This window comes from Sphingopyxis sp., assembly GCF_034380315.1.
Taxonomy (GTDB): Bacteria; Pseudomonadota; Alphaproteobacteria; order Sphingomonadales; family Sphingomonadaceae; genus Sphingopyxis.
The window spans coordinates 132,629-158,499 of sequence record NZ_JAXMPB010000004.1 but is presented as its reverse complement, the minus strand read 5'-3'; the positions used below and the strand labels follow the sequence as shown (position 1 = coordinate 158,499).

General features: G+C 66.1%; 34 protein-coding genes and 1 pseudogene. 26 read left to right on the top strand and 9 right to left on the bottom strand.

Going from position 1 to position 25,871, the window contains the following annotated elements; genetic code table 11:
* Positions 1 to 35: 35 nt before the first annotated feature.
* Complete coding sequence (locus U0S50_RS08935) at positions 36 to 641, bottom strand: hypothetical protein (RefSeq protein WP_322308429.1); 606 nt, start codon at positions 639 to 641, stop codon at positions 36 to 38.
* Between the two features lie 325 nt (positions 642 to 966).
* Here U0S50_RS08935 and U0S50_RS08930 point away from each other — a divergent pair, with 325 nt between their 5' ends.
* From U0S50_RS08930 to U0S50_RS08915, 4 genes are all read left to right on the top strand, one after another.
* Entirely contained in the window at positions 967 to 1,131 is a 165-nt protein-coding gene (locus U0S50_RS08930) for a hypothetical protein (protein WP_322308428.1), read from the top strand.
* Positions 1,132 to 1,254: 123 nt separating this feature from the next.
* On the top strand, positions 1,255 to 1,716 hold the full coding sequence (locus U0S50_RS08925) for a hypothetical protein (protein ID WP_322308427.1): 462 nt from the start codon (positions 1,255 to 1,257) through the stop codon (positions 1,714 to 1,716).
* A gap of 299 nt (positions 1,717 to 2,015) precedes the next feature.
* Positions 2,016 to 2,324 carry a DUF736 domain-containing protein gene (locus tag U0S50_RS08920; RefSeq protein ID WP_322308426.1) on the top strand — a complete coding sequence of 103 codons (309 nt, stop codon included), beginning with the start codon at positions 2,016 to 2,018 and terminating at the stop codon, positions 2,322 to 2,324.
* A gap of 181 nt (positions 2,325 to 2,505) precedes the next feature.
* Positions 2,506 to 2,709 carry a transcriptional regulator domain-containing protein gene (locus tag U0S50_RS08915; RefSeq protein ID WP_322308425.1) on the top strand — a complete coding sequence of 68 codons (204 nt, stop codon included), beginning with the start codon at positions 2,506 to 2,508 and terminating at the stop codon, positions 2,707 to 2,709.
* Here the strand turns inward: U0S50_RS08915 and U0S50_RS08910 are convergent.
* Positions 2,666 to 2,974 carry a hypothetical protein gene (locus U0S50_RS08910; protein WP_322308424.1) on the bottom strand — a complete coding sequence of 103 codons (309 nt, stop codon included), beginning with the start codon at positions 2,972 to 2,974 and terminating at the stop codon, positions 2,666 to 2,668. The two genes, U0S50_RS08915 and U0S50_RS08910, sit on opposite strands and share 44 nt — an antisense overlap.
* Here U0S50_RS08910 and U0S50_RS08905 point away from each other — a divergent pair.
* The 10 genes and pseudogenes from U0S50_RS08905 to U0S50_RS08860 all read left to right on the top strand — a co-directional run bounded on the left by U0S50_RS08905 (position 2,951) and on the right by U0S50_RS08860 (position 11,735).
* Positions 2,951 to 3,289: a DUF2285 domain-containing protein gene (locus tag U0S50_RS08905; RefSeq protein WP_322308423.1), complete on the top strand. Its 339-nt coding sequence runs from the start codon at positions 2,951 to 2,953 to the stop codon at positions 3,287 to 3,289. The two genes, U0S50_RS08910 and U0S50_RS08905, sit on opposite strands and share 24 nt — an antisense overlap.
* 119 nt (positions 3,290 to 3,408) lie before the next feature.
* Positions 3,409 to 3,660, top strand: a complete 252-nt coding sequence (locus tag U0S50_RS08900; RefSeq protein WP_322308422.1) for a helix-turn-helix domain-containing protein — start codon at positions 3,409 to 3,411, stop codon at positions 3,658 to 3,660.
* On the top strand, positions 3,660 to 4,181 hold the full coding sequence (locus U0S50_RS08895) for a DUF2840 domain-containing protein (protein ID WP_322308421.1): 522 nt from the start codon (positions 3,660 to 3,662) through the stop codon (positions 4,179 to 4,181). Before U0S50_RS08900 ends, U0S50_RS08895 begins: the two co-directional genes overlap by 1 nt.
* Positions 4,178 to 4,768 carry a S26 family signal peptidase gene (locus tag U0S50_RS08890; protein WP_322308420.1) on the top strand — a complete coding sequence of 197 codons (591 nt, stop codon included), beginning with the start codon at positions 4,178 to 4,180 and terminating at the stop codon, positions 4,766 to 4,768. Before U0S50_RS08895 ends, U0S50_RS08890 begins: the two co-directional genes overlap by 4 nt.
* On the top strand, positions 4,765 to 5,097 hold the full coding sequence (locus tag U0S50_RS08885; protein ID WP_322308419.1) for a DUF736 domain-containing protein: 333 nt from the start codon (positions 4,765 to 4,767) through the stop codon (positions 5,095 to 5,097). Before U0S50_RS08890 ends, U0S50_RS08885 begins: the two co-directional genes overlap by 4 nt.
* A gap of 5 nt (positions 5,098 to 5,102) precedes the next feature.
* Positions 5,103 to 5,828: a lytic transglycosylase domain-containing protein gene (locus U0S50_RS08880; RefSeq protein ID WP_322308418.1), complete on the top strand. Its 726-nt coding sequence runs from the start codon at positions 5,103 to 5,105 to the stop codon at positions 5,826 to 5,828.
* Positions 5,829 to 6,042: 214 nt separating this feature from the next.
* Positions 6,043 to 7,122 (top strand): annotated as a pseudogene (locus U0S50_RS08875) (IS110 family transposase); the annotation flags it as partial.
* Positions 7,123 to 7,577: 455 nt separating this feature from the next.
* Positions 7,578 to 9,320 carry a relaxase/mobilization nuclease domain-containing protein gene (locus U0S50_RS08870; RefSeq protein ID WP_322308417.1) on the top strand — a complete coding sequence of 581 codons (1,743 nt, stop codon included), beginning with the start codon at positions 7,578 to 7,580 and terminating at the stop codon, positions 9,318 to 9,320.
* Positions 9,321 to 9,330: 10 nt separating this feature from the next.
* The gene (locus U0S50_RS08865; RefSeq protein ID WP_322308416.1) at positions 9,331 to 11,310 is read left to right on the top strand and encodes a conjugal transfer protein TraG; all 1,980 of its coding nucleotides are present in this window, start codon (positions 9,331 to 9,333) and stop codon (positions 11,308 to 11,310) included.
* Complete coding sequence (locus tag U0S50_RS08860) at positions 11,307 to 11,735, top strand: CopG family transcriptional regulator (RefSeq protein ID WP_322308415.1); 429 nt, start codon at positions 11,307 to 11,309, stop codon at positions 11,733 to 11,735. Before U0S50_RS08865 ends, U0S50_RS08860 begins: the two co-directional genes overlap by 4 nt.
* A gap of 5 nt (positions 11,736 to 11,740) precedes the next feature.
* Here the strand turns inward: U0S50_RS08860 and U0S50_RS08855 are convergent, their stop codons facing one another.
* The 3 genes from U0S50_RS08855 to U0S50_RS08845 all read right to left on the bottom strand — a co-directional run bounded on the left by U0S50_RS08855 (position 11,741) and on the right by U0S50_RS08845 (position 13,525).
* Positions 11,741 to 11,980 (bottom strand): hypothetical protein, encoded by a 240-nt coding sequence (locus U0S50_RS08855; RefSeq protein ID WP_322308414.1) that lies wholly within the window; start codon positions 11,978 to 11,980, stop codon positions 11,741 to 11,743.
* 196 nt (positions 11,981 to 12,176) lie between these two features.
* On the bottom strand, positions 12,177 to 12,806 hold the full coding sequence (locus U0S50_RS08850) for a hypothetical protein (RefSeq protein ID WP_322308413.1): 630 nt from the start codon (positions 12,804 to 12,806) through the stop codon (positions 12,177 to 12,179).
* Positions 12,807 to 12,808: 2 nt separating this feature from the next.
* Entirely contained in the window at positions 12,809 to 13,525 is a 717-nt protein-coding gene (locus U0S50_RS08845; RefSeq protein ID WP_322308412.1) for a hypothetical protein, read from the bottom strand.
* Positions 13,526 to 13,712: 187 nt separating this feature from the next.
* Here U0S50_RS08845 and U0S50_RS08840 point away from each other — a divergent pair, with 187 nt between their 5' ends.
* Positions 13,713 to 13,943 (top strand): hypothetical protein, encoded by a 231-nt coding sequence (locus tag U0S50_RS08840; protein WP_322308411.1) that lies wholly within the window; start codon positions 13,713 to 13,715, stop codon positions 13,941 to 13,943.
* 15 nt (positions 13,944 to 13,958) lie between these two features.
* Here U0S50_RS08840 and U0S50_RS08835 read toward each other — a convergent pair whose 3' ends face one another.
* The 4 genes from U0S50_RS08835 to U0S50_RS08820 all read right to left on the bottom strand — a co-directional run bounded on the left by U0S50_RS08835 (position 13,959) and on the right by U0S50_RS08820 (position 16,329).
* Positions 13,959 to 14,759 carry a JAB domain-containing protein gene (locus U0S50_RS08835; protein ID WP_322308410.1) on the bottom strand — a complete coding sequence of 267 codons (801 nt, stop codon included), beginning with the start codon at positions 14,757 to 14,759 and terminating at the stop codon, positions 13,959 to 13,961.
* Between the two features lie 137 nt (positions 14,760 to 14,896).
* Positions 14,897 to 15,382, bottom strand: a complete 486-nt coding sequence (locus U0S50_RS08830; RefSeq protein ID WP_322308409.1) for a hypothetical protein — start codon at positions 15,380 to 15,382, stop codon at positions 14,897 to 14,899.
* Positions 15,383 to 15,414: 32 nt separating this feature from the next.
* Complete coding sequence (locus tag U0S50_RS08825; protein WP_322308408.1) at positions 15,415 to 15,747, bottom strand: hypothetical protein; 333 nt, start codon at positions 15,745 to 15,747, stop codon at positions 15,415 to 15,417.
* Between the two features lie 63 nt (positions 15,748 to 15,810).
* Entirely contained in the window at positions 15,811 to 16,329 is a 519-nt protein-coding gene (locus tag U0S50_RS08820; RefSeq protein WP_322308407.1) for a LuxR C-terminal-related transcriptional regulator, read from the bottom strand.
* A 219-nt stretch (positions 16,330 to 16,548) separates the two neighbouring features.
* Here U0S50_RS08820 and trbB point away from each other — a divergent pair, with 219 nt between their 5' ends.
* The 11 genes from trbB to U0S50_RS08770 are packed head-to-tail and all read left to right on the top strand — an operon-like array spanning position 16,549 to position 25,746.
* The gene (gene trbB / locus U0S50_RS08815; protein WP_322308406.1) at positions 16,549 to 17,532 is read left to right on the top strand and encodes a P-type conjugative transfer ATPase TrbB; all 984 of its coding nucleotides are present in this window, start codon (positions 16,549 to 16,551) and stop codon (positions 17,530 to 17,532) included.
* Positions 17,529 to 17,861 (top strand): TrbC/VirB2 family protein, encoded by a 333-nt coding sequence (locus tag U0S50_RS08810; protein ID WP_416194976.1) that lies wholly within the window; start codon positions 17,529 to 17,531, stop codon positions 17,859 to 17,861. The genes trbB and U0S50_RS08810 overlap by 4 nt, the downstream gene beginning before the upstream one ends.
* Entirely contained in the window at positions 17,861 to 18,130 is a 270-nt protein-coding gene (locus U0S50_RS08805; protein ID WP_322308405.1) for a VirB3 family type IV secretion system protein, read from the top strand. Before U0S50_RS08810 ends, U0S50_RS08805 begins: the two co-directional genes overlap by 1 nt.
* Positions 18,127 to 20,568 (top strand): conjugal transfer protein TrbE, encoded by a 2,442-nt coding sequence (gene trbE / locus U0S50_RS08800; protein ID WP_322308404.1) that lies wholly within the window; start codon positions 18,127 to 18,129, stop codon positions 20,566 to 20,568. Before U0S50_RS08805 ends, trbE begins: the two co-directional genes overlap by 4 nt.
* Positions 20,565 to 21,281 (top strand): P-type conjugative transfer protein TrbJ, encoded by a 717-nt coding sequence (gene trbJ / locus U0S50_RS08795; RefSeq protein ID WP_322308403.1) that lies wholly within the window; start codon positions 20,565 to 20,567, stop codon positions 21,279 to 21,281. The genes trbE and trbJ overlap by 4 nt, the downstream gene beginning before the upstream one ends.
* Positions 21,211 to 21,534 carry a putative entry exclusion protein TrbK-alt gene (gene trbK-alt, locus U0S50_RS18525; protein WP_416194975.1) on the top strand — a complete coding sequence of 108 codons (324 nt, stop codon included), beginning with the start codon at positions 21,211 to 21,213 and terminating at the stop codon, positions 21,532 to 21,534. The genes trbJ and trbK-alt overlap by 71 nt, the downstream gene beginning before the upstream one ends.
* Positions 21,531 to 22,811 carry a P-type conjugative transfer protein TrbL gene (gene trbL / locus U0S50_RS08790; protein ID WP_322308402.1) on the top strand — a complete coding sequence of 427 codons (1,281 nt, stop codon included), beginning with the start codon at positions 21,531 to 21,533 and terminating at the stop codon, positions 22,809 to 22,811. The genes trbK-alt and trbL overlap by 4 nt, the downstream gene beginning before the upstream one ends.
* Positions 22,812 to 22,815: 4 nt before the next feature.
* Complete coding sequence (gene trbF, locus U0S50_RS08785; protein WP_322308401.1) at positions 22,816 to 23,499, top strand: conjugal transfer protein TrbF; 684 nt, start codon at positions 22,816 to 22,818, stop codon at positions 23,497 to 23,499.
* Positions 23,496 to 24,332: a P-type conjugative transfer protein TrbG gene (gene trbG, locus U0S50_RS08780; RefSeq protein ID WP_322308400.1), complete on the top strand. Its 837-nt coding sequence runs from the start codon at positions 23,496 to 23,498 to the stop codon at positions 24,330 to 24,332. The genes trbF and trbG overlap by 4 nt, the downstream gene beginning before the upstream one ends.
* Positions 24,329 to 25,534 carry a TrbI/VirB10 family protein gene (locus tag U0S50_RS08775; RefSeq protein WP_322308399.1) on the top strand — a complete coding sequence of 402 codons (1,206 nt, stop codon included), beginning with the start codon at positions 24,329 to 24,331 and terminating at the stop codon, positions 25,532 to 25,534. Before trbG ends, U0S50_RS08775 begins: the two co-directional genes overlap by 4 nt.
* Positions 25,531 to 25,746 carry a DUF2274 domain-containing protein gene (locus U0S50_RS08770; protein WP_322308398.1) on the top strand — a complete coding sequence of 72 codons (216 nt, stop codon included), beginning with the start codon at positions 25,531 to 25,533 and terminating at the stop codon, positions 25,744 to 25,746. Before U0S50_RS08775 ends, U0S50_RS08770 begins: the two co-directional genes overlap by 4 nt.
* The last annotated feature ends 125 nt before the right edge of the window (positions 25,747 to 25,871 follow it).

Genomic DNA, 25,871 nt, shown 5'->3' with positions numbered 1-25,871 from the left:
GCCGGGCTCCGCCGGCAGGCGGAGCCCGATGGCCTTCAGGCCTCCTCGAGCATCTTGCGCTCTTTCGCCGTCAAATGCTGGCGCATCAATGCGTCCAGCTCTTCCGCGCTGAAATATTGTGCTTGATCGGGATCCATACCGACAAACAGTCGGTACCGGATCATCTGATGCAGCGCGATAGTGTAGGCCGGGAACCGGCGTATCCCCACTCCGATTTCTTCGCCGTTGCGGACTGCGGAACAATTGGCGCCCGTCTCTATCCACTCGATTTTCGGGTCGGGGATGAAGAAAATCTCAGTTTCGTCCGGCTCTCCGGGCGTCACGCAGAAAAGGTCGTCGCCGCTCTCCACCACACTGTGCAGCGTGAAATCAAATCCCTGCACGAGCCATCCCGGGATCGCGCGCGATTCCCCGTTTGGGTCATTGCGCACATACCAGAGGCTGTTCGCGTGGCACTGATTGCGCGACATTTTCATAGCGGTGAGATCAGCCGGGTCCGCTCGAGGAATCGCATAGGCGGGAAGCGCAAGAATCTCCTCGACCAGCGTCTCCTCCCATTCGCTCGCAGGGAAGGTCCACCAGTCGGCATTCATCAGAAGCCGCTGCTTCAACTCTTCCTTCCGTTGCTTCGCCTGTCCCATCCGCCACGTCCGCTCCATCACTGTCGAAGACAGACTGCCTAGCAAAGCCAGACGTCTTGGTCTGCCGAAACTGCCTCTGCCTGCATAACCCGATCATTACGTCGGAAGGTCGCAGGCTCGCTCGCCCAAAGGAGCGGGTCCATCCCGCTCTCGATTGCCGCTGATCCCTGGGCGCGAGGCCAGGCCTCCTTCAATCAACCCGTAAAGGGTCCGCTACGCTTCGCGTGCGGCCGCAGCCTTGCTGCGGTGATTGCGGCCCGCCCCCGGCCGGCGGGGCGACTGTCGAGCGGGAATGGACCCGCTCCCGAACGACAGGAGCCACCCCATGCCACTTTCCACCGCCCAATCGCTCGGCTGGAGCCTCGCCCGCACGATGATGACGATCATCGTCCTGATATCGACCCCGAAAGGCTATGCGGTGATGCCTGCCGACGAGTTCGACGGCGACGCCGAAAATATCGTGTGCGAATATGACCCGTTCAACCGCTGACACCCGGAAACTTGCCCCACGATGGTTCCAGTTCCGGTTCCGTCGTGGGCCCGTCCCTGCTACGATGCCGGGGCAGAATGCGCTGTGGAGGTGGTGGAGAGCGCGTCCGGAAGGAGGACGCTCGTGACTTTCATGCTGCTGCTCGGGGCCGCCGCCGGCCTCTATCTCATCTGGTTGTTGTTTCGCCTCGCCGCGATCGCGCTCCCCTGCGTGGCGGGCGTCGTCGTCGCGCTCCAGCTTCTCGACCGCGGCTTCGGCCATGGCGCCGCAATCGGTGCGGGCTTTGCGGCGGGCCTCATTCTCCTTCTTGCCGGACGCCACCTCTACGCCAGCGGCGGATCGATCGTCACGCGGCTGCTGGTGGCACTTGCGTTCGCCATCCCCGCCGGCATCGCCGGCTATCATGCGATGAAGGGCGTGTCGGATCTGGCGTCGGCAGGCGGTGGCGCCTCGACCTTCCTCTCCCTTGCCGGTGCGTTCGTTGCCGCGGTAGCGGCGATCCGGAGCCTTGGTACAGGACCCGTTGGTCCGGAAAGCGATGGACCGGCACCGACCCAGCCGGCACCGCAAATCTCCCCTCTCTGAACCCGGCGCGATTCAGGCTCCAACGCCACTGATGCCTTTCGCATCCGCCGCAGGCGCGCGGCCTTCTCCTGATGCGCGATCTACCGGGAAGCCGCTTCGCTGATCCCGCTGGCCGCAACGGCGCTTCTCCGACTTTCTTCCCCCGGCGTTCCGCCGTTCCTCGCGAAACAAGAAACCCGGCTCGCTGCCGTCCTCCGCTCGCGCTCCGGGCCTTCGGCTGCGGCGCGGTCTCCTTCCCGGCCGCCGATGCGCATCGAGGCCGCGATCCTGCGGCTCGAAAGCGTAGAAAGGATATCGACGTGGCAAGAATTGGAACCTTCAAAAAGGCTTCGGGAGAGTTTCGGGGTCAGATCGCGACGCTCGCGATGAACGCCGAGGTTCGCATCGTCGCCGAGGACAACCCCAAGTCCAACGCTCCCACGCACCGCCTGTTCGCAGGCGATGCCGAAGTGGGCGCCGCCTGGGAAAAGACGAGCCAGGACGATCGCGCCTATCTCTCGGTCAAGCTCGACGACCCGAGCTTCACCGCGCCGATCTTCGCGCAGCTCTTCGAAGGCAGCGACGGCGAATATGACCTCGTCTGGACCCGGCAGAACCGCCGCGACTGACACCTGTCGCCGCCCGGCACCTGCCGGGCGGCGATACGCTCATTTTGAGGCCTTTCGCGCGCGGATTCCACGCGGCAATGCGATAGGATGATGGTTTGCATGCCGGTCACCATGTTCCAGACGGTGGCGGCATGCTGCTGAGAAGCTTCGCTTTCATCCCATCATTTTGTCGGAGGTGCGAATGAATCAGGCAGTCGATTGGCAGTCGCCATATTTTCCGAAGATATTCGAATTATATGATCGCGCCGATTTCGCGCAGGAATTCCTGCGCCGGAGCCCCACCTATCGGCGGGCGTATCGCTCCGCCCGCGCGGCCCCGACCGCACTACGCGCGGCGCGGCTCACGACGCTCGCACGACGATGGGGGTTGGTCTTTCGCCCTTGATCCCGATCATCCCGCCGCGCACGCGCCTGCGCTTTGGCAGCCCCAGGCCTGCGCCCATGTCGCGATAGCCGAGCCCGCGCCCGATGACTTCGCTGCGCTGCGGCTTGCCGATCTCATCGGCTCGGCCGAGATCGCCGCCGAAATCATCCTGCACCGCGAATGGCACCTCGTCATTCTTGCCGGCGGGCGACGCTACCGCCTCTGGCTTCGCCGCTTCCTCGGCGACGAGCCGCTCGCCTATGTGAACCCGGCCGACCCGCACCATGCCCTCAGGTCCGAGGTGAGCCTCGCGCTCCAGCGCCGGGCATCCGGCCGCCTGCCGGCGCGCCGCCTCGCCCGCGAAGCCGCGGCGGGGCCGTCCGAGCATTGGCGCCTGATCCAATGGCTTCGCCTCCTCGACGCGGCCGCCGAGGGGCGGTCCGCGCGCGACATCGCCGCCGCCCTGATCCTCGAGGACGCGCGCGCCTTCTCGGCGGCCGACTGGGATGGTTCGAGCGAACGCCGCCGCATCGCGCGTTGGCAAAGCGCCGCGCTCGCGATGCGTGACGGCGGCTACAGAAAGCTCCTCGGCGCCGCCTGATCGGGACATTCTGCGCGTCGTCACTTTGTCCGTTCCGAATCACGGGCCCGATTTCCGATTGTCGCCTCCTCGCCGCCGGAGCCCTCCATGGCCCCCGGCCCTTGTGATGGAGGCCCTTTTTGAGCGACACCCATACCGCCGTCGTCCCGCGCTACCTCAGGACCCCCGAGGCTGCGGTGCATCTCGGCCTGTCGAGCCGAACCCTCGAGAAGCATCGCTGCTTTGGCACCGGTCCCGAGTATCGGAAGCTCGGCGGACGGATCGTCTATGCGATCACCGATCTCGACGCCTGGGCCGAGATCGGTCGCAAAAAGTCGACCTCCGATCCGGGCAAGGGCACCGTCCATCCCGCGCGCCCGATCGTCGGCTGATGCGCACCGCTACCGCCTCGCTCCCGGCGTCCATTCCGCAGCCGCTCGGCCATGCGGCGAGCGGCCTCACCGACCTCGAACTCACCTGGATCGAACAGCGCCTCGAACATTGGCTGCGCTTCGGGCGCGTCGCCGCCGAGCGGATCGTCAGTCGCCGAACGCGCGTCGTCTCCTTCCGACCAGGTGCCGTCTTCGGCTTCGTTCGCTGGGGCGCGAACGACTTCGGGACGATCTTTTCCAGCATCTCGGTCATCGCCGCGGTCACACCGGGCAGCCCCTATGCAACGCATCCCTTCGTCCGGCCGGGCGGCGACATCCTCCTCCGCATCGACGGCTGGCCGAAGGTCCAGCAGGTCCTCGCGGCGATCGACGCCATCGAAGCCGCCGGCATCGATCCGTGCGAAACGGCGCCCGATCATTGGCGCCATATCGGCAGCCATCTCGGCGCCGGCCTACCGTTCCGACCCTATTGCGCCGAGCGTCATCGCGCATGGCTCCAGCGCAAGGCGATCGCGCCATGAGCCGCCGTTGGCTCCGCGCCACTGCGGCGAGCGCGACGCTCTTCGCCGGCCTGTTCGTCGCCGCGGCGGCGCTCTCGCCGTCGCCCCGCCTCATCTGGAATGCCAGCCCGAGCGTGCCGATCGGCTTCTACACCGTCGATCCCGGCCGGCGTCCCGATGTCGGCGAGCTCGCGCTCATCGCGCCGCCGCCCGATGTCGCGGCGCTGTTGGCCGCCCGAGGCTATGTTCCGCGCGGCGTGCCGCTACTCAAACGCGTCGCCGCGAAGCCGGGCACGCTCGTTTGTCGCAGCGGCGTCTTCATAACGATCGACGGCGCACCGGCGGCGCGCGCCCGCGATGCCGATCGGCTGGGGCGGCCGCTGCCGCAGTGGCTCGGATGCCGGCGCCTCCAGCCCGGCCAATTGTTCCTCCTGAATGCCGCGCCCGACAGCCTCGACGGGCGCTACTTCGGTCCGATTTCCGACACCGGACTGATCGGCACCGCGCGGCCGCTGGCCACGCGCGATGCCCTTGGCACGCCGCTGCGCTGGCGCCGGGCCCCGCTTCCTGCCTCCCCCTTCCCAACAGCAAAGGACATATCGTCATGATTATCGGAAGCTTCCAGACCGCCGCCGACGGCTACGCCGGCCAGATCCGCACCCTGCTGCTCGATGCGATGATCGCGATCGTTCCGGCGAAGCCGTCTGACGCGGAAAATGCCCCGGCCTGGCGCCTGCTGCTCGTCGAAGCCGACACGGGCGTCGAGATCGGCGCGGGATGGGAGCGGCGCAGCGAGCGCGCCGGCTCCTACATCGCTGTGCAGATCGATGATCCTGCGCTTCCCGTTCCGCTGCGCGCCAACCTCATCCGATCGTCGCAGAATGAGGATGAATATCATCTCCTCTGGTCGCGGCCCGTACCGCGCGAACAGGGCTGAGCGGCATGCGTCCGGCTCGCTCGGCGCGCGTCCGCGCCGCACGCTTCGCCATACTCCTGCTGCTCGCGCCCGGCGCGGCGCCTGCCCACGCAGCTGGCGCCGCGGCGGCCTCCGCGCCCGCCGCAGCGGCCCATCCCTATGCCGCGCATGTGACGGAGGCGTCGCAGCGCTTCGGCATCCCCGAGCTGTGGATCTGGCGCGTTATGCACGCCGAGAGCCGGGGCCGCGCCCGCGCCGTCTCATCGGCGGGTGCGATGGGCCTGATGCAAATCATGCCTGCGACCTGGGCGATGCTGACTGCGCGCCATCGTCTCGGAGCCGACCCGTTCGACGTTCGTGGCAATATCCTCGCCGGTGCGGCCTATTTGCGCGCGATGTGGGACCGCTATGGCGACGTGCGGCTCATGCTTGCTGCCTACAATGCCGGACCCGGGCGTGCCGATGCTTATGCCGCCGGACGACGCGGGCTTCCCGCCGAGACGATCGCCTATGTTGCAGCGATCGCGCCCGAGATCGGAGGGGGACGCGTTCAATCCGCGGCAGTCGATGCGCCGTCCGCCCCGTCATCGTGGCGCAGTGCTTCGCTCTTCGCGGCGCAGGCGAGCGCGACGGACGCGGACGGATCGGCAGCACCGGCACTGCAAACGCAGCGCAGCGCGCCTGCACCGTCCACGCTCCCCGTCGGTGCATCTGCAGTGCTCTTCGTCCGCCTTTCCGGAAGCGCCGAATGATGATGGTCGGAACCAGCCGGGCTACCGTGATGTCACAGGCCGTCAAATGGACAGGGAGCGGAAAGGGAAGGTCTGGGGGATTGCCGCCGTATTTGGCGAGGACTTGGCGTTGCTTCCAACCAGCGCCGCAGCTGCACCCGATGAGAAATCTTGCGTCGTTCCCGCCGGCGGCGCGACCCTCGCTCCGGTCAAACGGAAGCGAAGGAGTCGTGTGATGGAGTACTTTACCGGCCTTGATGTCTCGGTCGATGAAACCGCGATTTGTGTCGTTGGCGATGACGGCAAAGTGGCGTTCGAAACCGCCGTCGAAACCGATCCGGCTGTGATCGCGGAGGCGCTGCGACCGTACGCGGATCGCATGCGCCGCGTCGGCCACGAGGCCGGATCGCTGTCGCCGTGGCTGCACACCGAGCTGCTGGCCGAAGGCGTTCCTGCGGTCTGCCTCGAAACCCGTCATGTGCGCGCGGCGCTGTCGGCGCAGCGCAACAAGACCGACGCCAATGATGCACTCGGCATCGCACATATCATGCGCACCGGCTGGTTCCGCCAAGCGCACATCAAGACGGATGGCTGCTATCGGATCAGGCTGCTGCTCGTTCAGCGCCGCAATCTGAAGCGCAAGTTCCTCGACCTTGAAAATGCGATCCGCCACTCGCTGAAGGTGTTCGGGATCCGGCTCGGCAAAGTCGGCCGCGGCGCCATGGAGAAGTCCGTGCGCGAGGCCGTCGCGGACGACGCGATGACCGCTGGTCTGATGGACTGCATGCTTCGCGCACGCGCCGCGCTGTGGGCTGAGTATCTGACGCTGCACAAGCTCGTCGTGCAGCTCGCCATGCGCGACGAACTCTGCCGGCGCTTCATGGCGATCCCCGGCGTCGGTCCGGTGACGGCGCTGAGCTTCAGCAGTGCGATCGACGACCCGCAGCGCTTCCGTCGATCGCGCAACGTCGCGGCGTACTTCGGGTTGACGGCAAAGCGGTGGCAGTCGGGCACGTCGATCGATGTGCACGGTCGCATCAGCAAGGCGGGCGATCCCGATGTACGCCGCGCGCTCTATGAGGCGGCGTCGGCAATGCTCACCCGGTTCAAGGGTAGCGACATGATCAAGACCTGGGGCCTGAAACTTGCGAAGACGAAGTGTCACGCGAAAGCGCGTGTCGCCGTTGCCCGCAAGCTCGCCGTCGTCATGCACGCGATGTGGCGCGACGGGACCTTCTATGTCGGCGATCCGAACGCGTCGGCGGACGATATCGACAGCCGGTTGACGGCTCACGAGCTCAAGGAGGTCCGCGCAAGCGGCAGAGGAATGATACAGACCAAGGAAACGGGAAGCACGATATCTTGCCTGTGGCCGCGCACAGCGGACCACGCGCGATTGCCTGTGAAGTTGCCCCGTAAATCCGATAGCGACATGTGCCGCGACGGTTCGCGCGCCGCCCAAATGCGGATCGAACACGCCGTCGATGAGCCCGGAGGACTGCACGGCGTATCAAACCTCAACCGCTTCGCAGACGTTCAAGAGCCCACGTCGAATAGTGCCCGATTACTTGCTATGAAGGAGAGATGGAGATGGCGAAATCTTGCAGAAAACGGGAGCCAAATAGGACGGCAAGATAAAAGACCTGCCAGCTGTGCGGCAGATTGTGGTTGGTTTTCAGATAGATATGCGTATGGCACCCCCCTTGGAGTGCCAGCCGCTTCGTTGTTTTTTGTCCTTATTGCAGTAGCTTACGATATGGCAGGCGCGCTGTGAGCGGCGACGAACGCGATTTTCGCGTGCGGCCGGGACGCGGCCGCGATGCTGGCGCGGGATCGGCGCGGCGAGGCAAAAAGCTCGCGGCGCAGGTCAGGAAGGCGGCCGCCAGATCGGGCTACACTCGCTCGCGTTCTGCTCATGCGCGGCGCGGCGGCACCGGGCGGCACGGTCGCGGTCGAAGCGCGCTTGCCGCGATCCGGCGGGGACCCACGCAGCGCCGCGTGACCATGATGGCGCGTATCGTCCGGCACAAGGGCGCACAGTTTCGCGCCGCACCGCTCGCGCGCCACATCGCCTATCTGGAGCGCGAAGGCGTGACCCGTGATGGGCGCGAGGCCATGATGTTCGACGCGTCTGGCGAGGCCGCCGACCGCGATGCGTTCGCCGAGCGCTGCACCGACGACCGCCACCATTTCCGTTTCATCGTCAGCCCCGAGGACGCCGCCGAGATCGGAGACCTCCGCGGCTTCACGCGCGATCTCATGGCGACCATGGAGAAGGACCTCGACACCCGTCTCGACTGGGTCGCGGTCGATCACTGGAACACCGATAATCCCCATATCCATGTCCTGGTCCGCGGCGTCGCCGACGACGGGTCCGACCTCGTCATCGACAGCGACTATATGGCCCAAGGTGTCCGGGGCCGCGCAGCCGGGATCGCGACGCTGGAACTGGGGCCGCGCACCGAGCGCGATATCGATGCTGCCCTCGCGCGCGACGTCGATGCCGAACGCTGGACAGGACTCGATCGGCTCCTTCGCGAGCGGGCCGGCGAGCTTGGCCGCGTCGACCTCCGCCCCGATCCGCAGCAGCCAGGCGCCGATCCCCATCTGCTCGGCCGCGCGTCGAAACTGGAGACGCTGGGACTGGCGACACGTCTCGGCCCCGGCCAATATGAAATCGATCCCCGCTCCGAAGCCGTCCTGCGCGATCTGGGGCAGCGGGGCGACATCATCAAGACGATGCACCGGGCGATGCGGAGCCAGGGACTGACGTTCGATGCAGCGTCGCTCGCGATCCACGAAGAGCAGAGGAGCATGCCGATCGTCGGGCGGCTGGTCGCGCGCGGTCTCGATGACGAGCTTGCCGGCTCGGCCTATGCCGTCGTCGATGCGGTCGACGGCCGCACCCATCATATCAGGTTCGCCGACCTCGAATGGACCGGCGACGCTGCACCGGGGGCAATCGTCGAACTCAGGCATTGGGAAGGGCGCGACGGAGCCGGGCGGAAATCGCTCGCCCTGCGCTCCGACCTCCCTTTGCCCGAACAAGTGGCGGCGCGGGGAGCGACCTGGCTCGATCGCGAGCTGGTCGCCCGCGAGACTGCGACCGCGCCAGCGGGCTTCGGGCTCGACGTACAAAGGGCACTCCAGGCGAGGGCCGATTTTCTGGAGCGCGAGGGACTGGTGGTCCGCGACGGGAACCGCCGCCGCCTCGCGGCCGGGCTTCTCGAAACGCTGAAGCAGCGCGACCTCGATGCGGCCTGCGACGCGATCGCCGCCCGCACCGGGCTGCCGCATCGCCCCGCCGCGACCGGCGAGCCGCTGAGCGGCACCTATCGCGAGCGCGTATCGCTCGCTTCGGGACGCTTCGCGATGATCGACGACGGGCTCGGCTTCCAGCTCGTCCCCTGGCGCCCCGCGCTCGACCGCCATCTCGGCCGCAATGTGTCTGGCACGGTCGGCGCTGGCGGCATCGACTGGACCCTCGGTCGCGGCCGGGGAATCGGAATATGAGAAAGGAAAGTTGATGAGCGACCGCATCCTATGGGGGCAGATCTTCGCCGTGCTCCTGATCATCCTGACGGCGATCTGGACGGCGACGCAGATGACCGCTGCTTCGCTCGGATTTCAGCCTGCGCTCGGCGCACCCTGGTTTCGCCTCGGCGATTATCCCGTCTATCCGCCGCCAGCCTTCTTCTGGTGGTGGTTTGCCTTCGACGCCTATGCGCCGCCGATCTTTTATCGGGGTGCGGCGATCGCGGCGTCCGGCGGGTTCCTATCGGTCATCGTCGCTATCACCATGTCGGTGTGGCGCGCCCGCGAGCGGCGGCGCGCCGAAACCTATGGCTCGGCACGCTGGGCGAATGAGCGCGAGATCCGCAAGGCCGGCATGCTCGGGGCCGATGGCGTCATTCTCGGGCGCCTCGCCGGAACCTATCTCCGCCACGACGGAGCCGAGCATGTCCTGTGCTTCGCACCGACCCGATCGGGCAAGGGGGTGGGGCTTGTCGTTCCGACGCTGCTGACCTGGCCAGGGAGCTGCATCGTCCACGACATCAAGGGCGAGAATTGGCAACTCACCGCCGGCTTTCGTGCGCTGCATGGCCGCGTGCTGCTCTTCGATCCGACCAATCCGGCGTCGGCATCCTACAATCCGCTGCTCGAAGTCCGGCGCGGGACATGGGAAGTGCGTGACGTGCAGAATGTGGCCGACGTGCTGGTCGATCCGGAAGGGAGCCTCGAGAAAAGAAATCACTGGGAAAAAACAAGCCACGCCCTTCTCGTCGGCGCGATCCTCCATGTCCTCTACGCCGAGGAGGAAAAGAGCCTCGCCGGGGTCGCGGCCTTCCTATCGAACCCCGAACGCAAGATCGAGGCGACGCTTCACCGGATGAAAGTGACGCGCCACCTCGGCGACCGGGTCCATCCGGTCGTCGCCGCTGCGGCGCAGGAATTGCTCAACAAGAGCGAGAATGAACGGTCCGGCGTCCTGTCGACGGCGATGTCTTTTCTCGGGCTCTACCGCGATCCCGTCATCGCCAAGGTGACCGGATCGTCGCAATGGCGGATCGCCGATCTCGTCGACGCGGGGCAATCGGTGTCGCTCTATCTCGTCGTGCCGCCCGGCGACATCAGCCGGACGAAGCCGCTGATCCGCTTGATACTCAACCAGATCGGGAGGCGGCTTACCGAGGAACTCAATCCCGCCGAACGGCCCCGCCGTCTCCTGCTGATGCTCGATGAATTTCCAGCGCTCGGGCGGCTCGACTTCTTCGAAAGCGCCCTCGCGTTCATGGCAGGCTACGGGATCAAGGCCTTCCTGATTGCCCAGTCGCTGAACCAGATCGAGAAGGCTTATGGCCAGAGCAATGCGATCCTCGATAATTGCCACGTCCGCGTAAGTTTCGCCACGAATGATGAGCGAACCGCGAAACGTATCTCGGATGCGCTGGGCACCGCGACCGAGCAGCGGGCCATGAAAAATTATGCAGGCCATCGGCTGTCGCCCTGGCTGGGTCATCTCATGGTGTCGCGGACCGAAACCGCGCGGCCGCTGCTCACGCCCGGCGAGGTGATGCAGCTTCCGTCAGACGACGAGCTCGTCATGGCCGCCGGGCTTGCGCCGATCCGGGCGCAGAAGGCGCGCTATTTTCGAGACCGGCAACTTTCGCGGCGGGTGATCCCGCCCCCAAAGCCCGCATCCGCGGTGCCCGACGTGCCGCATGACTGGAACGCGCTGATTGCGCCGCCGACCGCACCTGTCGCTGGCCAAGCGGCGGAAGTCGACGGGGACGAGGCGAATGGCGGGATCAGGCAGGAGCCCGAAATACCGGTCCACGAAGATATCGCGCCGCCGCCTTCGCGCCCAGTGACTGGCGAGTTCGATTTCGGAGACGATGCGGCACAGGCCGATGCTGCGCGTCTCCGCGCCGCAGCCGATCGGCAGATGGCCCGCGGCGCCCGCGCCGCAGCACTCGATCCCGACGACGGCATTTCGCTGTGAGCCGATCGCATATCAAGCAAACCTATCGGCTCGACCTGGAGCTGACACGCAAGATCGCCGATCTTTCTCGGCAGCGCGGACTGTCGCAGACGGAGGTCGTCGAAGCGGCATTGCGCTCCTTTTTCAAGCCCGATCAGGAAGAGCGGATCGAAGCGCTCCTGAGCCGGCGGCTTGATCGGGTCGGGCGGCAGCTCGACCGGCTCGAATGGCACGGCGAGATGCTGGGCGAGGCGCTCGCGCTGTTCGTTCGGCACTGGCTCACCAGCACGCCGCCGCTGCCAGATGAGGCACTGGCGGCGGCGCAGGCGAGCGGCAAGCGGCGCTGGGAAGGCTTTGTCGATGCGCTATCGCGGCGGATGGAAGTTGGGCCTAAGTTGGCTGCGGAGTTGATGCGCGATGTTGGCGATACCGATCGCAGTGGCTGATCAGCCTACCCCCAACCAAGCCTGGCGAGAACGCCGATCGCCTCGGAAGTAACGCCGCACAAGGCCGCCGCGAGCAGTAGCGCGGCTAGCGCTAGATACTTCGCGAATGACGTCCTCGCCAGCTCAAGAAGCAACGCCGATTTGTGGCGGCCCGCTTGCAGTAGCGCCATGAACTGGGCGGTTTCGGCCTCGCGGTCGGTCATTGAGCGTCCGCTGGCGGGCGGAAGAGGGGGCATGTCGTTCATCACGGACCTCACGGATTCATCGCGAAAATGGCGCGCCGTTACAGGTGCGCGTGCGGGTTACCGTGAGGGATAAGCCCTCCGGGCTGGAGTGCCCCCCAGGCGAGTCGCTTGTCAACAGGGTGAATCGCAATTTTATACACAGTCGTGGGTGCGTCTGTTGATATCTCCGTTCATTTCCGGGATATTCGGACGAAGTTCAGCCCTCTTCGGCCAGTTGCGCGCGCTCCCGCAATCTTTCGGCGAAGCGATAACTTGCTTCCATCGAGTGATAGGTGTCCGCGTAGCGTTCGATATCACCGAGCGCGCATTCGATCTCATAGGCTACAGAATGAGGCGAGGAACCCGGACGCTTCCGACCCAGCCAGCGCTCCAGCTTGTCGAAACGGCTCTGCATTCCCTGAACATTGCAGGCGATCCGCAGATCGTCGAGGTTGCTGCTGGTCCGATCGCGGCTCCAGGCGCGGCAGGCAAATTCGAGTTCTTCGCCCCGTGTCGGAGGGCGGTCGCTGAGATCGGCCCCACCATTTTTCACGAGGGTGGGATCGGCTTGCACGCGGGATAGCCCTTCGCTCAGAGCGGCGCACAGTTCGTTATGATATTCTTCCCGGCGCGCGGCGTCCCAATCATAGGGAGCGTTGCCGACGAAAAGGGGCGGCAGGTTGAAATGGACCTGCACCGCCTTCGGCAGCATCTTCTCGATCCGGATCACGCCCCGGATGACATCCAGGAGATGCTCGGCGCCGATTCCGGCCCACGGACGCGCGAGATTCTCGATCGATGCGAGGTTCGAATTGGTGGGGGTGTCCCCCGTGTTCCAGTACCGCATGGTCAGTTTTTCCGTTTCTCTTTGGCCTTTATTCCAAGAATGGCCTTCGCCTCGGCGCTTGCGCCGTTCGCAACCTGATCGAGACGGAGTTTCAAAACCGGGTCGGCGAGGAGTTGGGCCTTCGGACCTTCACCTGCATCACACAGCACCGCGTAGAAGAGCCGGTAGAGGGTCTGTGCCCGCTTGGCTTCCTCGATTGCGGCATCGAAGTCGGCTCGCCGATAGACGAGGATCTCCTTGTCATCGAGCGGCGTGGGCCGGATGACACCGCGGCCATCGGGCAGCACTTCCACGCGCTGTCGATGGCTGACGTTGTACTTCACGATGGTCTTGGGGTGAGTCAGGAGGATCGCTTCGGTGAGTTCGGAGCAATGTCCCCAGATGCGGTGGGCAAAATGATTGCGCATATTGCGCGACGGCTCGACGACCGAGCCGATCGCCTTGAGCAGAAGCTGTTGCCATTCGGGCAGGGATTCCTTCGCGGCGGCATCCAAGGCGCCCCGCTGGGCACCTGATCCCACGAGCGACAGATACATGGCGGTGCCAACCGCGATGTCGGACTTCAACATTCGGCTGAGGATGCTCGCGATATCGCCGTCGATATGTGCCCACAGCGCGATGACATAGGCAACGTCGCCCGCGAACGGTGACTTGTGGAGAACACCGGGCGCGAAGAAGACACGCCCGTCGGGCGATTCTTCAGCCAATGTTTTGGGCATCGTCGGGAGTCTCCAGGGCGTCCGCTATGGCACACCATTATAAACGGACTTCATCTCTCCGCCTAATTTCGGTTTCTCCATCGCAACTATGTTCATTCAGACGACATCAGAGCTTTGCGCTGGATCAGGAAAGCTGCCATCCACGCGGTCGAACGCTACGGATTGCTGGCGCTTTTGGGAGACTATCATGGATGAAGACGCGCTTTTCGCGGTAGGGTCGGTATTGGCGGCGCTCGGCGGTTTACTGGAGCGAAAAGGCGTCTGCACTACCATGGAGTTCGCCGAGACAATGGGCGGCGTGGCGATGATGACGAAGGAATCCGGTGAAGAGTATCACAATCGGGCCGCCTATATCGGCAGCTGGGCGCAAATGGTCCGGGCAGCGGCCGAGCACGCCGGCGGCGCAAAGCAGCACTGACGGCGTCCCGCGAGTTCAATCGAATCCGGTTTCGAAATAGGCCCGGATGCGATGCGCTATGACGGGCTCCAATCGGATAAAGGTCCGTCGCCCGTCGATCGGGTCGGGCACACGGCGGGTGATACCCGCATCGCAAAGCTTCTGGGCAAGCCGTAACGCGCTGCTCATCGGGATGCTCGCTGTCACGCAAAGCGCGCTGACCGAAAGCCTCTTCCGTTCGCACTCGTGAATGAAGAGATCGACGAGCATCTCCCAGGCGGGGTCGCCGAACAATTCTTCGGTCCCGATCAGCTGCCGTCGCAGGATGCGGCGCCGTATCGCCCTCCGGGCGTTCGCGAGCGCGATATCTTCGCGGTCGAACTGTGATGGCCCGCCCGGGCTTCTCAAGGTGAATGCTGAAAGTGGCAACGGCGTTCCGGCCGCCGGCTCCTGCTTGATGATATGGTGGCAGTAGGTCGATGTGACGATGATGTGATCGACGATCGCGATATTGAGTGACCGACCAATCATATCCAGACGCCTTGTGGCCTCGATATCTTCCGAGCTTGGATTGGGATCACCGCTTGGGTGATTGTGCACGAGGATGAGTCCGGCCGCGTTCAGCTCAAGCGCCCTGCGAAAGATTGTCCGCGGGTATACCGCAAGCTGGGCAAGCGAACCACTTTGGAGAACCTCGTCGGCAATGAGGCGGTGGCCGCCATCAAGAAAAAGAATGCGCAGCCGTTCGTCCGACAGCGATCCCATCGACATGATCAGATATTGGCGAAGTTTTCGGTCGAAGGGGTCTATGGGCTTGCCGGTCAGCCCGCACTCCATGCTCGCAAGCGCGACATTTCGGGCTTCCAAAATTAGAGCGATGACGGGGGACTTCGCTCCGAGAGCGCGTTCAAGCGTTTCGGCCGACTGCGCCCAGATCCGGCTCAGCGAATTGAAGGCATCGAGGAGCCTGTTGGCTAGGATTTCACTGTGGGAAGGATCAACGACCGCAATGAGACGTACCAGGACCGATCGCTGCCTTGCGACGCTAGCCTCGCCTGGCGCCGCCAAGTTGCCACGATGAGGAGAGGTGGGAGAAGCCAGGAGGCAGCAACTTGCATCGTCAGATAGGCGATCGGATGGAGATCGACGTCGATCGCTCGCGTCGTGTGCGCGAGTAAGGGCAGGAATTGAAGGGCTGCCGCTACCATCGGCCAGAAACGGTATGCTGTCAGCGCCACCGCCAGCGTCGCGGCCGATGCAAGGAGGTCGATCGCCAGATGCCCGGCATCGACGGTCAGAAATTGCACAGGGATCAGAAGATGAAGTGCTTGGTCCGCCACGACCATCGCCGCCAGAATTGCAGCAACTGCCCGCTCTGGGCCGCCGCCCTTCCGCCACGCGTAGGCGATGGCCACCAGCAACAATGTCACGAAGATGGCGATCCGAAGCATCGCGATCACTGACCATGCTGATGGCCCATCGTCAATAATGCTCAGCGAACAACGGCGAGCTTCGTCGGCCCTGCGGTCGCGACCGCCGGGCATTCATGAAGGTCGAGCCCCGATGTCTCGCGGCCAATTTCAGTCAGATCGCCATGAACGCGAAGAATTTCTCCGCTCACACCGACGAGAGCCAGCTGTGCCTGCGCAAGACGATGGATGGTGGCATGGCCCTTTGCGGCCGGGACCCCGTCCGTGTCGCGGCGAGCCGTAACGACTTCGGCCATGAGGGACGAGAGAGCGATAAGAGCCCCGTCGACTTGAGCTTCGGCTGCCGGAACCGCCTGCTGAAGTCGTGCCGCGGTCGTCGTCAAATGATGAGACATAGCTTCTCCTTTCCGGAAGGACGCTTTCGCGCCTCCGGATTTCTCGATTGGAAGAAAGCGGGATCAGCCCGAAACGAGTCGCGTCAGCGTGTGACCGATCGACAAGCCTGCTATTACCATGAGTAGCGCTGCAATGAGCATTGCCACTATGATTGTCGCCCGGGTCGTTGGCCGATAATCCGGCCGCCACAAATCCCTAAACGGTGAGCTTCCGCTCCGAGGGCCCGACCTTCCTGCGACATAATCATTTATTTCGAAGACTTTGGTCGGGTCTCCGTCCGGGAAGTCGGATGGCACCAATTGCGGCTGCGGCGGTAGTATGACCGGATCACATGGCATCTGATCATAGGTTTGGCGAAGCCGGGCATAGATGATTGCTGTCTCGTCTCGGTTCGATGCGCCCAAAACATCGCGCGCCGTGGTCAGGCGGAGATCGACGGCCTGCTTGGAGATTTCGAGACGTCGCGCGATTTGCTTCGACGTCTGCCTTTCAAGCAGTAGGTCGAGGCAGGCCCGTTGTTTCTCGGTCAGACGACGCCAACGTAGTTCATCGTCGCTAGGGGGTAACCCCGAATCAGTCATGGTCTCACTCTTGTCACAATATCCCTGAGCGCAAGCTCGAACCCGAATCGAAGCGGCTACAATCAATCCGATTTGGCAACGATGCCTACGCTACCTCCTGTCTTTCTTACCCACGGTACGACGCGCGCAAATCCTTGTTGAAAGTGCGCATTTTCTGCGTCTCTTACTCATCCCCGTCGAGCCGGGTGCCGTTGCCCGGACCACCAAACGGGGTTTCCAATGGGCGCAGAACCGATCCGCCTGGCAGCGCAGGGACGTGGTGCCCGCATGCTCCGCACCGCGCTCGGCGGAGCGATCGCCGACTGGCTCGCGGACCCCGCGGTCATCGAAGTCATGCTCAATCCCGACGGACGCCTCTGGGTCGACCGGCTCGGTTCGGGCATTGCCGACAGCGGCGTCGCGCTCTCGGCGGCGGACGGCGAACGGATCATCCGGCTGGTCGCGCACCATGTCGGCGCCGAGGTCCACGCAGGATCGCCGCGCGTCTCGGCCGAGCTTCCCGAAAGCGGCGAGCGCTTCGAAGGCCTTTTGCCGCCCGTCGTCGCCGCCCCGGCCTTCGCCATCCGCAAGCCGGCCGTCGCGGTGTTCACGCTATCCGACTATGTCGAGGCGGGGATCATGCCCGGCGAAGCCGCCGAGACGCTGCGCCGGGGCGTCGCCGATCATCTCAATATCCTCGTCGCGGGCGGGACGGGCACCGGGAAGACGACGCTGACCAACGCGCTCCTCGCCGAGATCGCGGGCACCGGCGAACGCGTCGTCCTGATCGAAGACACGCGCGAGCTGCAATGCTCCGCCCCCAATCTCGTCGCCATGCGCACAAAGGATGGCGTCGCCTCGCTCTCCGACCTTGTCCGCTCCTCCCTCCGTTTGCGTCCCGATCGCATTCCGATCGGCGAGGTGCGCGGAGCCGAAGCGCTCGATCTTCTCAAGGCCTGGGGCACCGGACATCCGGGCGGCGTCGGGACGATCCATGCCGGAAGCGCGCTCGGCGCGCTCCGCCGGATGGAGCAGCTCATTCAGGAAGCCGTGGTCACCGTGCCCCGCGCCCTCCTCGCCGAAACGATCAACCTCGTGGCGGTGCTCGCCCGCGATGGCACCGGCCGCCGCCTCGTCGAGCTCGCGCGCGTCGACGGATTGGATCGCGCGACCGGCGACTATCGCCTCACCCCGCTCTTCATCCCCGAAGGAGACTGCAAATGAACCATGCACACCGGCAGGACGCGCCGCGCTTCCTCCTCGCCTCCACCGCCCTCTATGTCGCGCTCGTGACCGCGATGCCCGCCAGCGCCGGCGGTTCGTCGATGCCTTGGGAAGCGCCGCTCCAATCGATCCTCGAAAGCGTCGAGGGACCTGTCGCCAAGGTGATCTCGCTGATCATCATTATCATCACCGGGCTCACCATCTCGTTCGGCGACACCTCGGGTGGCTTCCGGCGCATGGTGCAGATCGTGTTCGGCCTGTCGATCGCGTTCGCGGCGTCGAGCTTCTTCCTCACCTTCTTCTCCTTCGGCGGCGGGGCCGTCGTCTGATGGAAGCCCCGGTCGATATCCCCGGCTTCTTCGCCCCCGTTCATCGCGCGCTCGCCGAGCCGATCCTGCTCGGTGGCGCCCCGCGCAGTCTCGCGATCGCGAACGGGACGCTCGCCGCCGGGATCGGCCTCGGTCTCCGGCTCTGGATCGCGGGGCTCGCGATTTGGGTCATCGGCCACGCGCTCTCGGTCTGGGCCGCTCGCCGCGACCCGCAGTTTGTCGACGTCGCCCGGCGTCACCTCAAATACCCGGTCTGGATGCGCCCATGATGAACCTTTCCGAATATCGCTCCAAGGCGGCGTGCCTCGCCGACTATCTGCCATGGGTGGCGCTGGTCGGCGAAGGTGTCGTGCTCAACAAGGACGGCGCGTTCCAGCGGACCGCCAGTTTCCGCGGTCCCGATCTAGACAGTGCCACCCCGGCCGAGCTGGTCGCGGTCTCCGCGCGGCTCAACAATGCGGTTCGCCGTCTCGGCTCGGGTTGGGCGCTCTTCGTCGAGGCCCAGCGCGTCCCGTCGCATGACTATCCGGACGCCAGCTTTCCCGATCCGGCATCGGCGCTGGTTGATATGGAACGCCGCGAGCAGTTCCGGGAGGAGGGGGCGCATTTCGAGAGCCGCTACTTCCTGACCCTGCTCTGGATGCCGCCGGCCGAGGACGCCTCGCGCGCCGAGGGCTGGCTTTATGAGGGTATGGCCCGGTCGGGCGTCGACCCGAAGGAACATCTCGCGAGCTTCGTCGATCGCACCAACAGGGTCCTGCATCTTCTCGAAGGCTTCATGCCCGAGGCCGAATGGCTCGCCGATGACGACACGCTCACTTATCTCCACAGCACCGTCTCGACCAAGCGCCAGCGCGTGCGCGTTCCCGAAACGCCCGTCTATCTCGACGCGCTCCTCACCGATCAGCCGCTCGTCGGCGGGCTCGAACCGCGGCTCGGCGATCAGCATTTGCGCACCCTCACGATCACCGGCTTCCCGACCGCGACATGGCCGGGGCTGCTCGACGACCTGAACCGGCTCGCCTTCGACTATCGCTGGTCGACGCGGGCGATCATGCTCGACAAGACCGATGCGACCAAGCTGCTCACGAAAATCCGGCGGCAATGGTTCGCCAAGCGCAAGTCGATCGCCGCGGTCCTGAAGGAGGTGATGACCAACGAGCAGTCTGTGCTCGTCGACAGCGACGCGTCGAACAAGGCAGGCGAAGCGGACCTCGCGCTGCAGGACCTCGGGTCGGATCATAGCGGCATCGCCTATGTGACCGCGACACTCACTGTGTGGGATGCCGACCCCGCGCTCGCGGCCGAAAAGCTCCGGCTGGTCGAGAAGGTCATTCAGGGCCGCGACTTCACCTGCACCGTCGAAGGCATGAACGCGATCGAGGCCTGGCTCGGCAGCCTTCCCGGACACGTCTACGCCAATGTCCGCCAGCCTCCGATCTCGACCATGAACCTGGCCCACATGATCCCGCTGTCTGCGGTGTGGGCAGGTGCGGAACGGGACGAGCATTTCGGTGCAGCCCCCTTGCTCTACGGCAAGACCGAAGGCTCGACCCCGTTCCGCCTGTCGCTCCATGTCGGCGACGTCGGCCACTGTCTGATCGTCGGGCCGACGGGCGCCGGCAAGTCGGTGCTGCTCGCGACGATGGCGATGCAGTTCCGCCGCTACGATCGCGCCCAGATCTTCGCCTTCGATTTCGGGGGCTCGATCCGTGCCGCGGCACTCGCGATGGGCGGCGACTGGCAAGATCTCGGCGGCGCGCTCCATGACGGCGAGGGCGGCGTCATGCTTCAGCCGCTCGCCCGGATCGACGAAGCCTCTGAACGGAGCTGGGCGGCCGAGTGGCTCGCGGCGCTGCTCGCAGGCGAGGGACTGACCATCGATCCGGCCGCCAAAGACCATCTCTGGTCCGCGCTCGGCTCGCTCGCCACCGCTCCGGTCGGTGAACGCACGCTGACGGGACTCGCGGTCCTGCTCCAGTCGCAGCCGCTCAAGCAGGCGCTCGCGCCCTATTGCATCGGTGGCCCCTGGGGACGCCTGCTCGATGCCGATGAGGAACGGCTGGGCGAGGCGCCGGTGCAGGCCTTCGAGACCGAAGGCCTCGTCGGCGCGGCCTCCGCGGGCCCGGTTCTTTCCTATCTCTTCCACCGCATCGCCGGGCGCCTCGACGGGTCGCCGACGCTCATCATCATCGACGAAGGCTGGCTCGTCCTCGACAGCCCCGCCTTCGCCGCTCAGCTTCGCGAATGGCTGAAGACGCTCCGCAAGAAGAATGCGAGCGTGATTTTCGCGACGCAGAGCCTCGCAGACATCGAGACGTCGAGCATCGCGCCCGCGATCATCGAGAGCTGCCCGACGCGCATCTTTCTGCCGAACGAGCGCGCCATGGAGCCGCAGATCGCGCGTATCTACGAGCGCTTCGGGCTTAACGACCGGCAGATCGAGATACTGAGCCGGGCGACCCCCAAACGCGACTATTATTGCCAGTCGCGGCGCGGGAACCGCCTGTTCGACCTCGGGCTCGGCGACGTCGCGCTCGCCTTTACCGCGGCGTCTTCGAAGACCGACCAGACTGAGATCGAAGCGCTTTTCGCCGCACACGGCCGCGATGGATTCGCCGCCGCCTGGCTCTCGAACCGCAAGCTCGATTGGGCGGCCGAGCTGCTCCCCACCATCGCCGCCCCCACGAAGGAGTCCCCCCGATGAAGACCTGTTTCACCCGTTCCGCCGCCGCGGTGCTGATCGCCGTGCTCGCCGCGTCCGGTCCGATAACCGCCGCGCCGGCCGCCGCACAGCTCGGTGGCATCGTCCACGATCCGCGCAACTATTCGCAGAATATCCTGACGGCGGCACGGACGCTCGAGCAGATCAACAATCAGATCAAGCAGCTCCAGAACCAGGCCACCTCGCTGATGAACGAAGCCCGGAACCTGACGGGATTGCCGATCTCGACCCTCGGCACGCTTCAGGCGCAGGTGGACCAGACCCGCCAGCTGCTCGGCGAGGCGCAGCGCATCGCCTATGACGTGACGAGCGTCCAGCAGAGCTTCGGCAACCGCTACAAGGGTTCGGCGCTTGCGGCGCCGCAGGCCGCGATGGTCGCCAATGCCGAGGCGCGCTGGAACGACAGCGTCGGCGCCTTCGAGGATGCGATGAAGGTGCAGGCGGGCATTGTCGCCAATATGGGCGGAACCCGGGCCTCGATCACGACGCTCGTCGGCGCCAGCCAGTCGGCGACCGGCGCGCTCCAGGCGGCGCAGGCGGGCAACCAGATCCTCGCCGTCCAGTCGCAGCAGCTCTCCGACCTCGCGGCCGCCATCTCGGCGCAGGGCCGGGCGCAGATGCTCGATGCCGCGCGCGCCGCCGCCGCCGAAGCCGAGGGCCGCGAACGCTTCCGCCGCTTCCGTCAGGGCAATTGAGATGGGACGGGCGGGCGGGCTGGCGATCGGGGCCGTCCTTGGGGGTCTTGCGCTGACCCTTGCCCTCGTCGCCGCGCTCGACCCGCCCGCGTCCCGTGCGCCCGCCCCCGTGATCTCCGGGGCGGGCGCACACCCCGATCAAACCGCCACATTGCTCCGCTGCCGAACGGTCACCGAGGCGGACGCCGAATGCGCCGCCGCCTGGGAGGCGAAGCGCCGCCACTTTTTCGGTTCCGGGAAGGAAAGACGATGAACGACACCGGGGTAATCGACAATTTCCTGTCGGTCTTCAGCACCTATATCGACAGCGGCTTCGGGCTGCTCGGCGGCGAGGTCGGCTTCCTGTCCTCGACCCTCATCGTCATCGACGTGACGATCGCGGCGCTCTTCTGGGCGTGGGGCACCGATGAGGATGTGTTGCAGCGCCTCGTCAAGAAGACGCTCTATATCGGCGTCTTCGCCTTCATCATCGGCAACTTCCAGTCGCTTGCCACGATCCTGCTCGAAAGCTTTGCCGGGCTCGGCCTGAAAGCGAGCGGCGGCGCCATGGCGATCGGCGACTTCATGCGGCCCGGCATGGTCGCCGCCACCGGTCTCGACGCGGCCGACCCCTTGCTCGATGCGACCGCCGATCTCGTCGGTCCGGTCGGCCTCTTCACCAACTTCATCCAGATCATGATCCTGCTGATCGCGTGGGTGATCGTCGTCCTCGCCTTCTTCATCCTCGCAGTTCAGGTCTTCGTGACGATCCTCGAATTCAAGCTCGTGACGCTCGCGGGCTTCGTCCTCCTGCCCTTCGCCTTCTTCGGCCGCACCGCCTTCATGGCCGAACGCGTCCTCGGGCACATCATATCCTCGGGCATCAAATTGCTCGTGCTCGCGGTTATCACAGGGATCGGCACGACGCTGTTCCAGCGCTTCATGGACGCCGGTCTCGGCGCCGAACCCGACATCCGGCAGGTCATGGCGATCGCGCTCGGCGCGCTCACCCTGCTGGGGCTCGGCATCTTCGGTCCGAGCGTCGCGAACGGGATCGTCGCCGGTGGACCGCAGCTTGGCGCCGGAGCCGCCGCCGGGACCGCCGTCGCGGCCGGCGCGACCATTGCCGCCGGGGCCGCCGGTGCGACGCTGGCGGCCGGCGCGGCGAGCAGCGCCGTCGGCCGGACCGCGCTCGGTGCATCGCGCGCATCGGGCAGTGCTTCCGCCTCCTACGCCCGTGGTGCGGCCGGAAAGAACGGGATGCGGGCGTTCGGGGCGGGGCTCGCGAATGTCGCGCGCGACGCGACCCGCGGCGCGGGATCGCCGCTCCGATCGGCCGCTGCGCGCATGCGCCAAAGCTATGCCGAGGGGCAGGGCGGAAGCCCGGCGCCTTCGCCTGGCGCCGCCGCCGCAGGCTCGCCCCCGACCTGGGCGGCCGCGATGAAGCGGCGGCAGGCGATGACTTCGGGCGCCACCATCGCCTCGCAGACCCTCAAGGCCGGCGACAGCCACGGCGCCGGCTCGGCTCCCGACATCAGCCAGAAGGATTGAAGCCATGTTTCGACGCCCCTCCCAACATTATGGAAAGTCCCCGGTTCCGGTGACGCCCTACCAGCGCGCCGGGCAAGTCTGGGACGATCGCATCGGCGCGGCCCGCGTGCAGGCCCGAAGCTGGCGCTTCGCCTTCTTCGGCTGCCTCCTGCTCTCGGGTGGGCTCTCGGGCGCGCTCGTATGGCAGTCGCTGCGCGGGACAATCACCCCTTGGGTGGTCGAGGTCGACAAGCTCGGCGAAGCGCGCGCCGTGTCGCCTGCCGATGCCGACTATTCGCCGACCGACCCGCAGATCGCCTTCCACCTTGCGCGCTTCATCGAACATGTCCGCTCGATCCCGGCCGATCCGGTGGTGCTGCGCAAGGATTGGCTGAGCGCCTATGACTTCACCACACCCAAGGGGGCACAGGCGCTGAACGACCATGCCCGTTCGAACGACCCCTTCGCAGAGATCGGCAAGCAGCAGGTCGCCGTCGATGTGTCGAGCGTGATCCGCGCCTCGCGCGACAGCTTCCGCATCGCCTGGACCGAGCGCCGCTATCAGGACGGCAGCCTCGTCGAAACCTCGCGCTGGTCGGCCATCCTGACGACGACGATTCAGCCTCCGCGCACCCCCGATGCCCTGCGGAAGAACCCGCTCGGCGTCTTTGTCACCGCTATCAATTGGTCGAAGGAGCTTAGCCAATGACCCGCCTCCCCCTCCTGCTCGGGCTTGCCGTGCTGTCCATGCCCGCATCCGCCGCGCCCGCCGATCCGCGCTCGCAGGTCGGGCGCGCCAACGATGCCGCGCGCGTCCAGCCCGAGCGCGCGACCTTCCTCAACGCGATCCAGAAATATGCCTGGGCCGAGGGGGCGCTGTTCCAGGTCTACACCGCGCCGGGGCAGGTCACCGATATTGCGCTCCAGGAAGGCGAGGAACTGGTCGGGCCGGGTCCCGTCGCGGCGGGCGACACGGTACGCTGGATCATCGGCGATACGGTCAGCGGGTCGGGCGCCTCGCGGCGCGTTCATATCCTCGTGAAGCCAACGCGGCCCGACATCACCACGAATATCGTCATCAACACGGACAGGCGGACCTACCACATCGAGCTCCGCGCGACGCCCACCACCTATATGGCCGCGGTGTCCTGGTCCTATCCGCAGGACGAACTGATCGCGCTGCGCGCCGCCGAGGCCGAGCGCGCCCGCGTCGCGCCGGTCGCGCGCGGGATCGATTTCGCCGCGCTGAGCTTCGCCTATCGCATCTCGGGCGACCGGGTGCCGTGGCGGCCGCTCCGCGTCTTCGACGACGGGCGCCAGCTCTTCATCGAGTTCGGGTCCGGGGTTGGGAGCTCGGACATGCCGCCGCTCTTCATCCTCGGCCCCAAGGGCGCGGCCGAGCTCGTCAACTACCGGGTCGACGGACGCTTCATGATCGTCGACCGCCTCTTCGACCGCGGCGAACTGCGCCTCGGCAGCGGGCGTAGGGCCAAGGCGGTCCGGATCGATCGCGACGCGGATCGCCGCCGGGGACGCTCGTGACGGCGCCCGGCACCCCGGCAGCCGAGCCCGAAACGCCCGAGGCCATCGCTCCCGCCAGCCCCGAGGCGTTCCGGCTCGAAGGCGAGAGGCCGCGCGTCATGCGCCTCTCGCGCAAGACCATTGCCGTCGCCGGCGGGGTCGCCGGGCTCGCGATCGCGGCGTCACTGCTATGGGCCCTCCGCACGCCATCGGCCAGCGACCCGAAAGAACTTTACGAGACCGCCAGCACCGCGCGCCCCGATGCCGTGACCGGCGCGCCCGCCGACTATGGCGCCGTCCCGAAGCTCGGGCCGCCGCTCCCCGGCGACCTCGGCCGCCCGATCGTCTCGGCGCAGGCGGGCGGCGAGGCCGTCCCGGTGCCGCCGATCGGAGCGCCGCCGGGCGGCCAGCCAGACCCGGTGCAAACCGCCGCCGAGCAAGCGCGGCAGCGCGCGGCGCAGGAGCGTGACAGCGCCCGGGCGAGCCGCCTCTTTCTCGGTAGCGAAGGCGCCGCCCGGGAGGACGTGGCTCCTGCCGCTCTTCCCGCCGAACGCGCCGCCGAGCAAGCCGGGGCGCCGCCCGATAGCCGGCGGCAATTTCTCGCCGGAGGAGTGAGGCGGCCGATCGAGAGCAGCGAGCGCATCACATCGCCGAGCTCGCCTTACATCTTGCAGGCCGGGACGCTCATCCCCGCGGCGCTAGTCACCGGCATCCGCTCGGACCTTCCGGGACAGATCAGCGCGCAGGTCACGCAGAATGTCTATGACAGCCCTACCGGGCGCATCCTGCTCATTCCCCAAGGCGCCCGGCTGGTCGGGGAATATGACAGCGAAATCGCGGCCGGTCAGAGCCGCGTCCTGCTCGCCTGGGACCGGCTCATCCTGCCCGGCGGCCGCTCGATCCGGCTCGATCGCCAGCCCGGTGCCGACGTCTCGGGCATGGCCGGGCTGGAGGACCGGGTGAACAATCACTGGGGCCGCATGCTCCGCGCGGCTCTTGTTTCGACACTGCTCGGGGTCGGGAGCGAGCTTAGCGTAGGCGGCGAGGATGATCTTGCCCGCGCGCTTCGCTTAGGCATGCAGGACACCGCCGGGCAGGCAGGCCGCCGCGTGGTTGAACGCGAACTGGCGGTTCGCCCGACCCTTACTATCCGGCCCGGGTTCGCGTTCCGCGTGATCGTGGCGCGCGACCTGATTCTCGAACCCCAGGAGGCGCTGCGATGAGCAAGCTTCGGCTCGGACCGATCGTCGAGGAAAAGCCGGTGAAAGCGACCATCGAACTTTCGGGAAAGCTTGCGCGCGATCTCGCCGACTATGCTGCGGCGCATGCGAAGGAGAATGGCCTGACGGAGGCGCTTTCGATCGAGCGCCTCATTCCGCCGATGCTCGAACGCTTCATCATGACCGACCGGGGTTTCGCGAAGGCCCGCCGTTAAGGCGGTAAAGAGTCTTTTGTCTGCGGGTGGATCGTCGATTATGATCCGCCCGTGGACCAGCACTTCGCCCCCGAAACGCCGGCACCCCCTCCGCGGCCCTGCGTACCGAAACCCGATCCCTCGGG

Coding starts and splice junctions, on each gene's coding strand:
- U0S50_RS08935 (WP_322308429.1), bottom strand. CDS start 641: ATGGGACAGGCGAAGCAACGGAAGGAAGAGTTGAAGCAGCGGCTTCTG.
- U0S50_RS08930 (WP_322308428.1), top strand. CDS start 967: ATGCCACTTTCCACCGCCCAATCGCTCGGCTGGAGCCTCGCCCGCACG.
- U0S50_RS08915 (WP_322308425.1), top strand. CDS start 2,506: ATGAATCAGGCAGTCGATTGGCAGTCGCCATATTTTCCGAAGATATTC.
- U0S50_RS08910 (WP_322308424.1), bottom strand. CDS start 2,974: ATGGTGCGGGTCGGCCGGGTTCACATAGGCGAGCGGCTCGTCGCCGAG.
- U0S50_RS08895 (WP_322308421.1), top strand. CDS start 3,660: ATGCGCACCGCTACCGCCTCGCTCCCGGCGTCCATTCCGCAGCCGCTC.
- U0S50_RS08890 (WP_322308420.1), top strand. CDS start 4,178: ATGAGCCGCCGTTGGCTCCGCGCCACTGCGGCGAGCGCGACGCTCTTC.
- U0S50_RS08885 (WP_322308419.1), top strand. CDS start 4,765: ATGATTATCGGAAGCTTCCAGACCGCCGCCGACGGCTACGCCGGCCAG.
- U0S50_RS08880 (WP_322308418.1), top strand. CDS start 5,103: ATGCGTCCGGCTCGCTCGGCGCGCGTCCGCGCCGCACGCTTCGCCATA.
- U0S50_RS08855 (WP_322308414.1), bottom strand. CDS start 11,980: ATGAACGACATGCCCCCTCTTCCGCCCGCCAGCGGACGCTCAATGACC.
- U0S50_RS08850 (WP_322308413.1), bottom strand. CDS start 12,806: ATGCGGTACTGGAACACGGGGGACACCCCCACCAATTCGAACCTCGCA.
- U0S50_RS08845 (WP_322308412.1), bottom strand. CDS start 13,525: ATGCCCAAAACATTGGCTGAAGAATCGCCCGACGGGCGTGTCTTCTTC.
- U0S50_RS08840 (WP_322308411.1), top strand. CDS start 13,713: ATGGATGAAGACGCGCTTTTCGCGGTAGGGTCGGTATTGGCGGCGCTC.
- U0S50_RS08835 (WP_322308410.1), bottom strand. CDS start 14,759: ATGGAGTGCGGGCTGACCGGCAAGCCCATAGACCCCTTCGACCGAAAA.
- U0S50_RS08825 (WP_322308408.1), bottom strand. CDS start 15,747: ATGTCTCATCATTTGACGACGACCGCGGCACGACTTCAGCAGGCGGTT.
- U0S50_RS08820 (WP_322308407.1), bottom strand. CDS start 16,329: ATGACTGATTCGGGGTTACCCCCTAGCGACGATGAACTACGTTGGCGT.
- trbB (WP_322308406.1), top strand. CDS start 16,549: ATGGGCGCAGAACCGATCCGCCTGGCAGCGCAGGGACGTGGTGCCCGC.
- U0S50_RS08810 (WP_416194976.1), top strand. CDS start 17,529: ATGAACCATGCACACCGGCAGGACGCGCCGCGCTTCCTCCTCGCCTCC.
- U0S50_RS08805 (WP_322308405.1), top strand. CDS start 17,861: ATGGAAGCCCCGGTCGATATCCCCGGCTTCTTCGCCCCCGTTCATCGC.
- trbE (WP_322308404.1), top strand. CDS start 18,127: ATGATGAACCTTTCCGAATATCGCTCCAAGGCGGCGTGCCTCGCCGAC.
- trbJ (WP_322308403.1), top strand. CDS start 20,565: ATGAAGACCTGTTTCACCCGTTCCGCCGCCGCGGTGCTGATCGCCGTG.
- trbK-alt (WP_416194975.1), top strand. CDS start 21,211: ATGCCGCGCGCGCCGCCGCCGCCGAAGCCGAGGGCCGCGAACGCTTCC.
- trbL (WP_322308402.1), top strand. CDS start 21,531: ATGAACGACACCGGGGTAATCGACAATTTCCTGTCGGTCTTCAGCACC.
- trbF (WP_322308401.1), top strand. CDS start 22,816: ATGTTTCGACGCCCCTCCCAACATTATGGAAAGTCCCCGGTTCCGGTG.
- trbG (WP_322308400.1), top strand. CDS start 23,496: ATGACCCGCCTCCCCCTCCTGCTCGGGCTTGCCGTGCTGTCCATGCCC.
- U0S50_RS08770 (WP_322308398.1), top strand. CDS start 25,531: ATGAGCAAGCTTCGGCTCGGACCGATCGTCGAGGAAAAGCCGGTGAAA.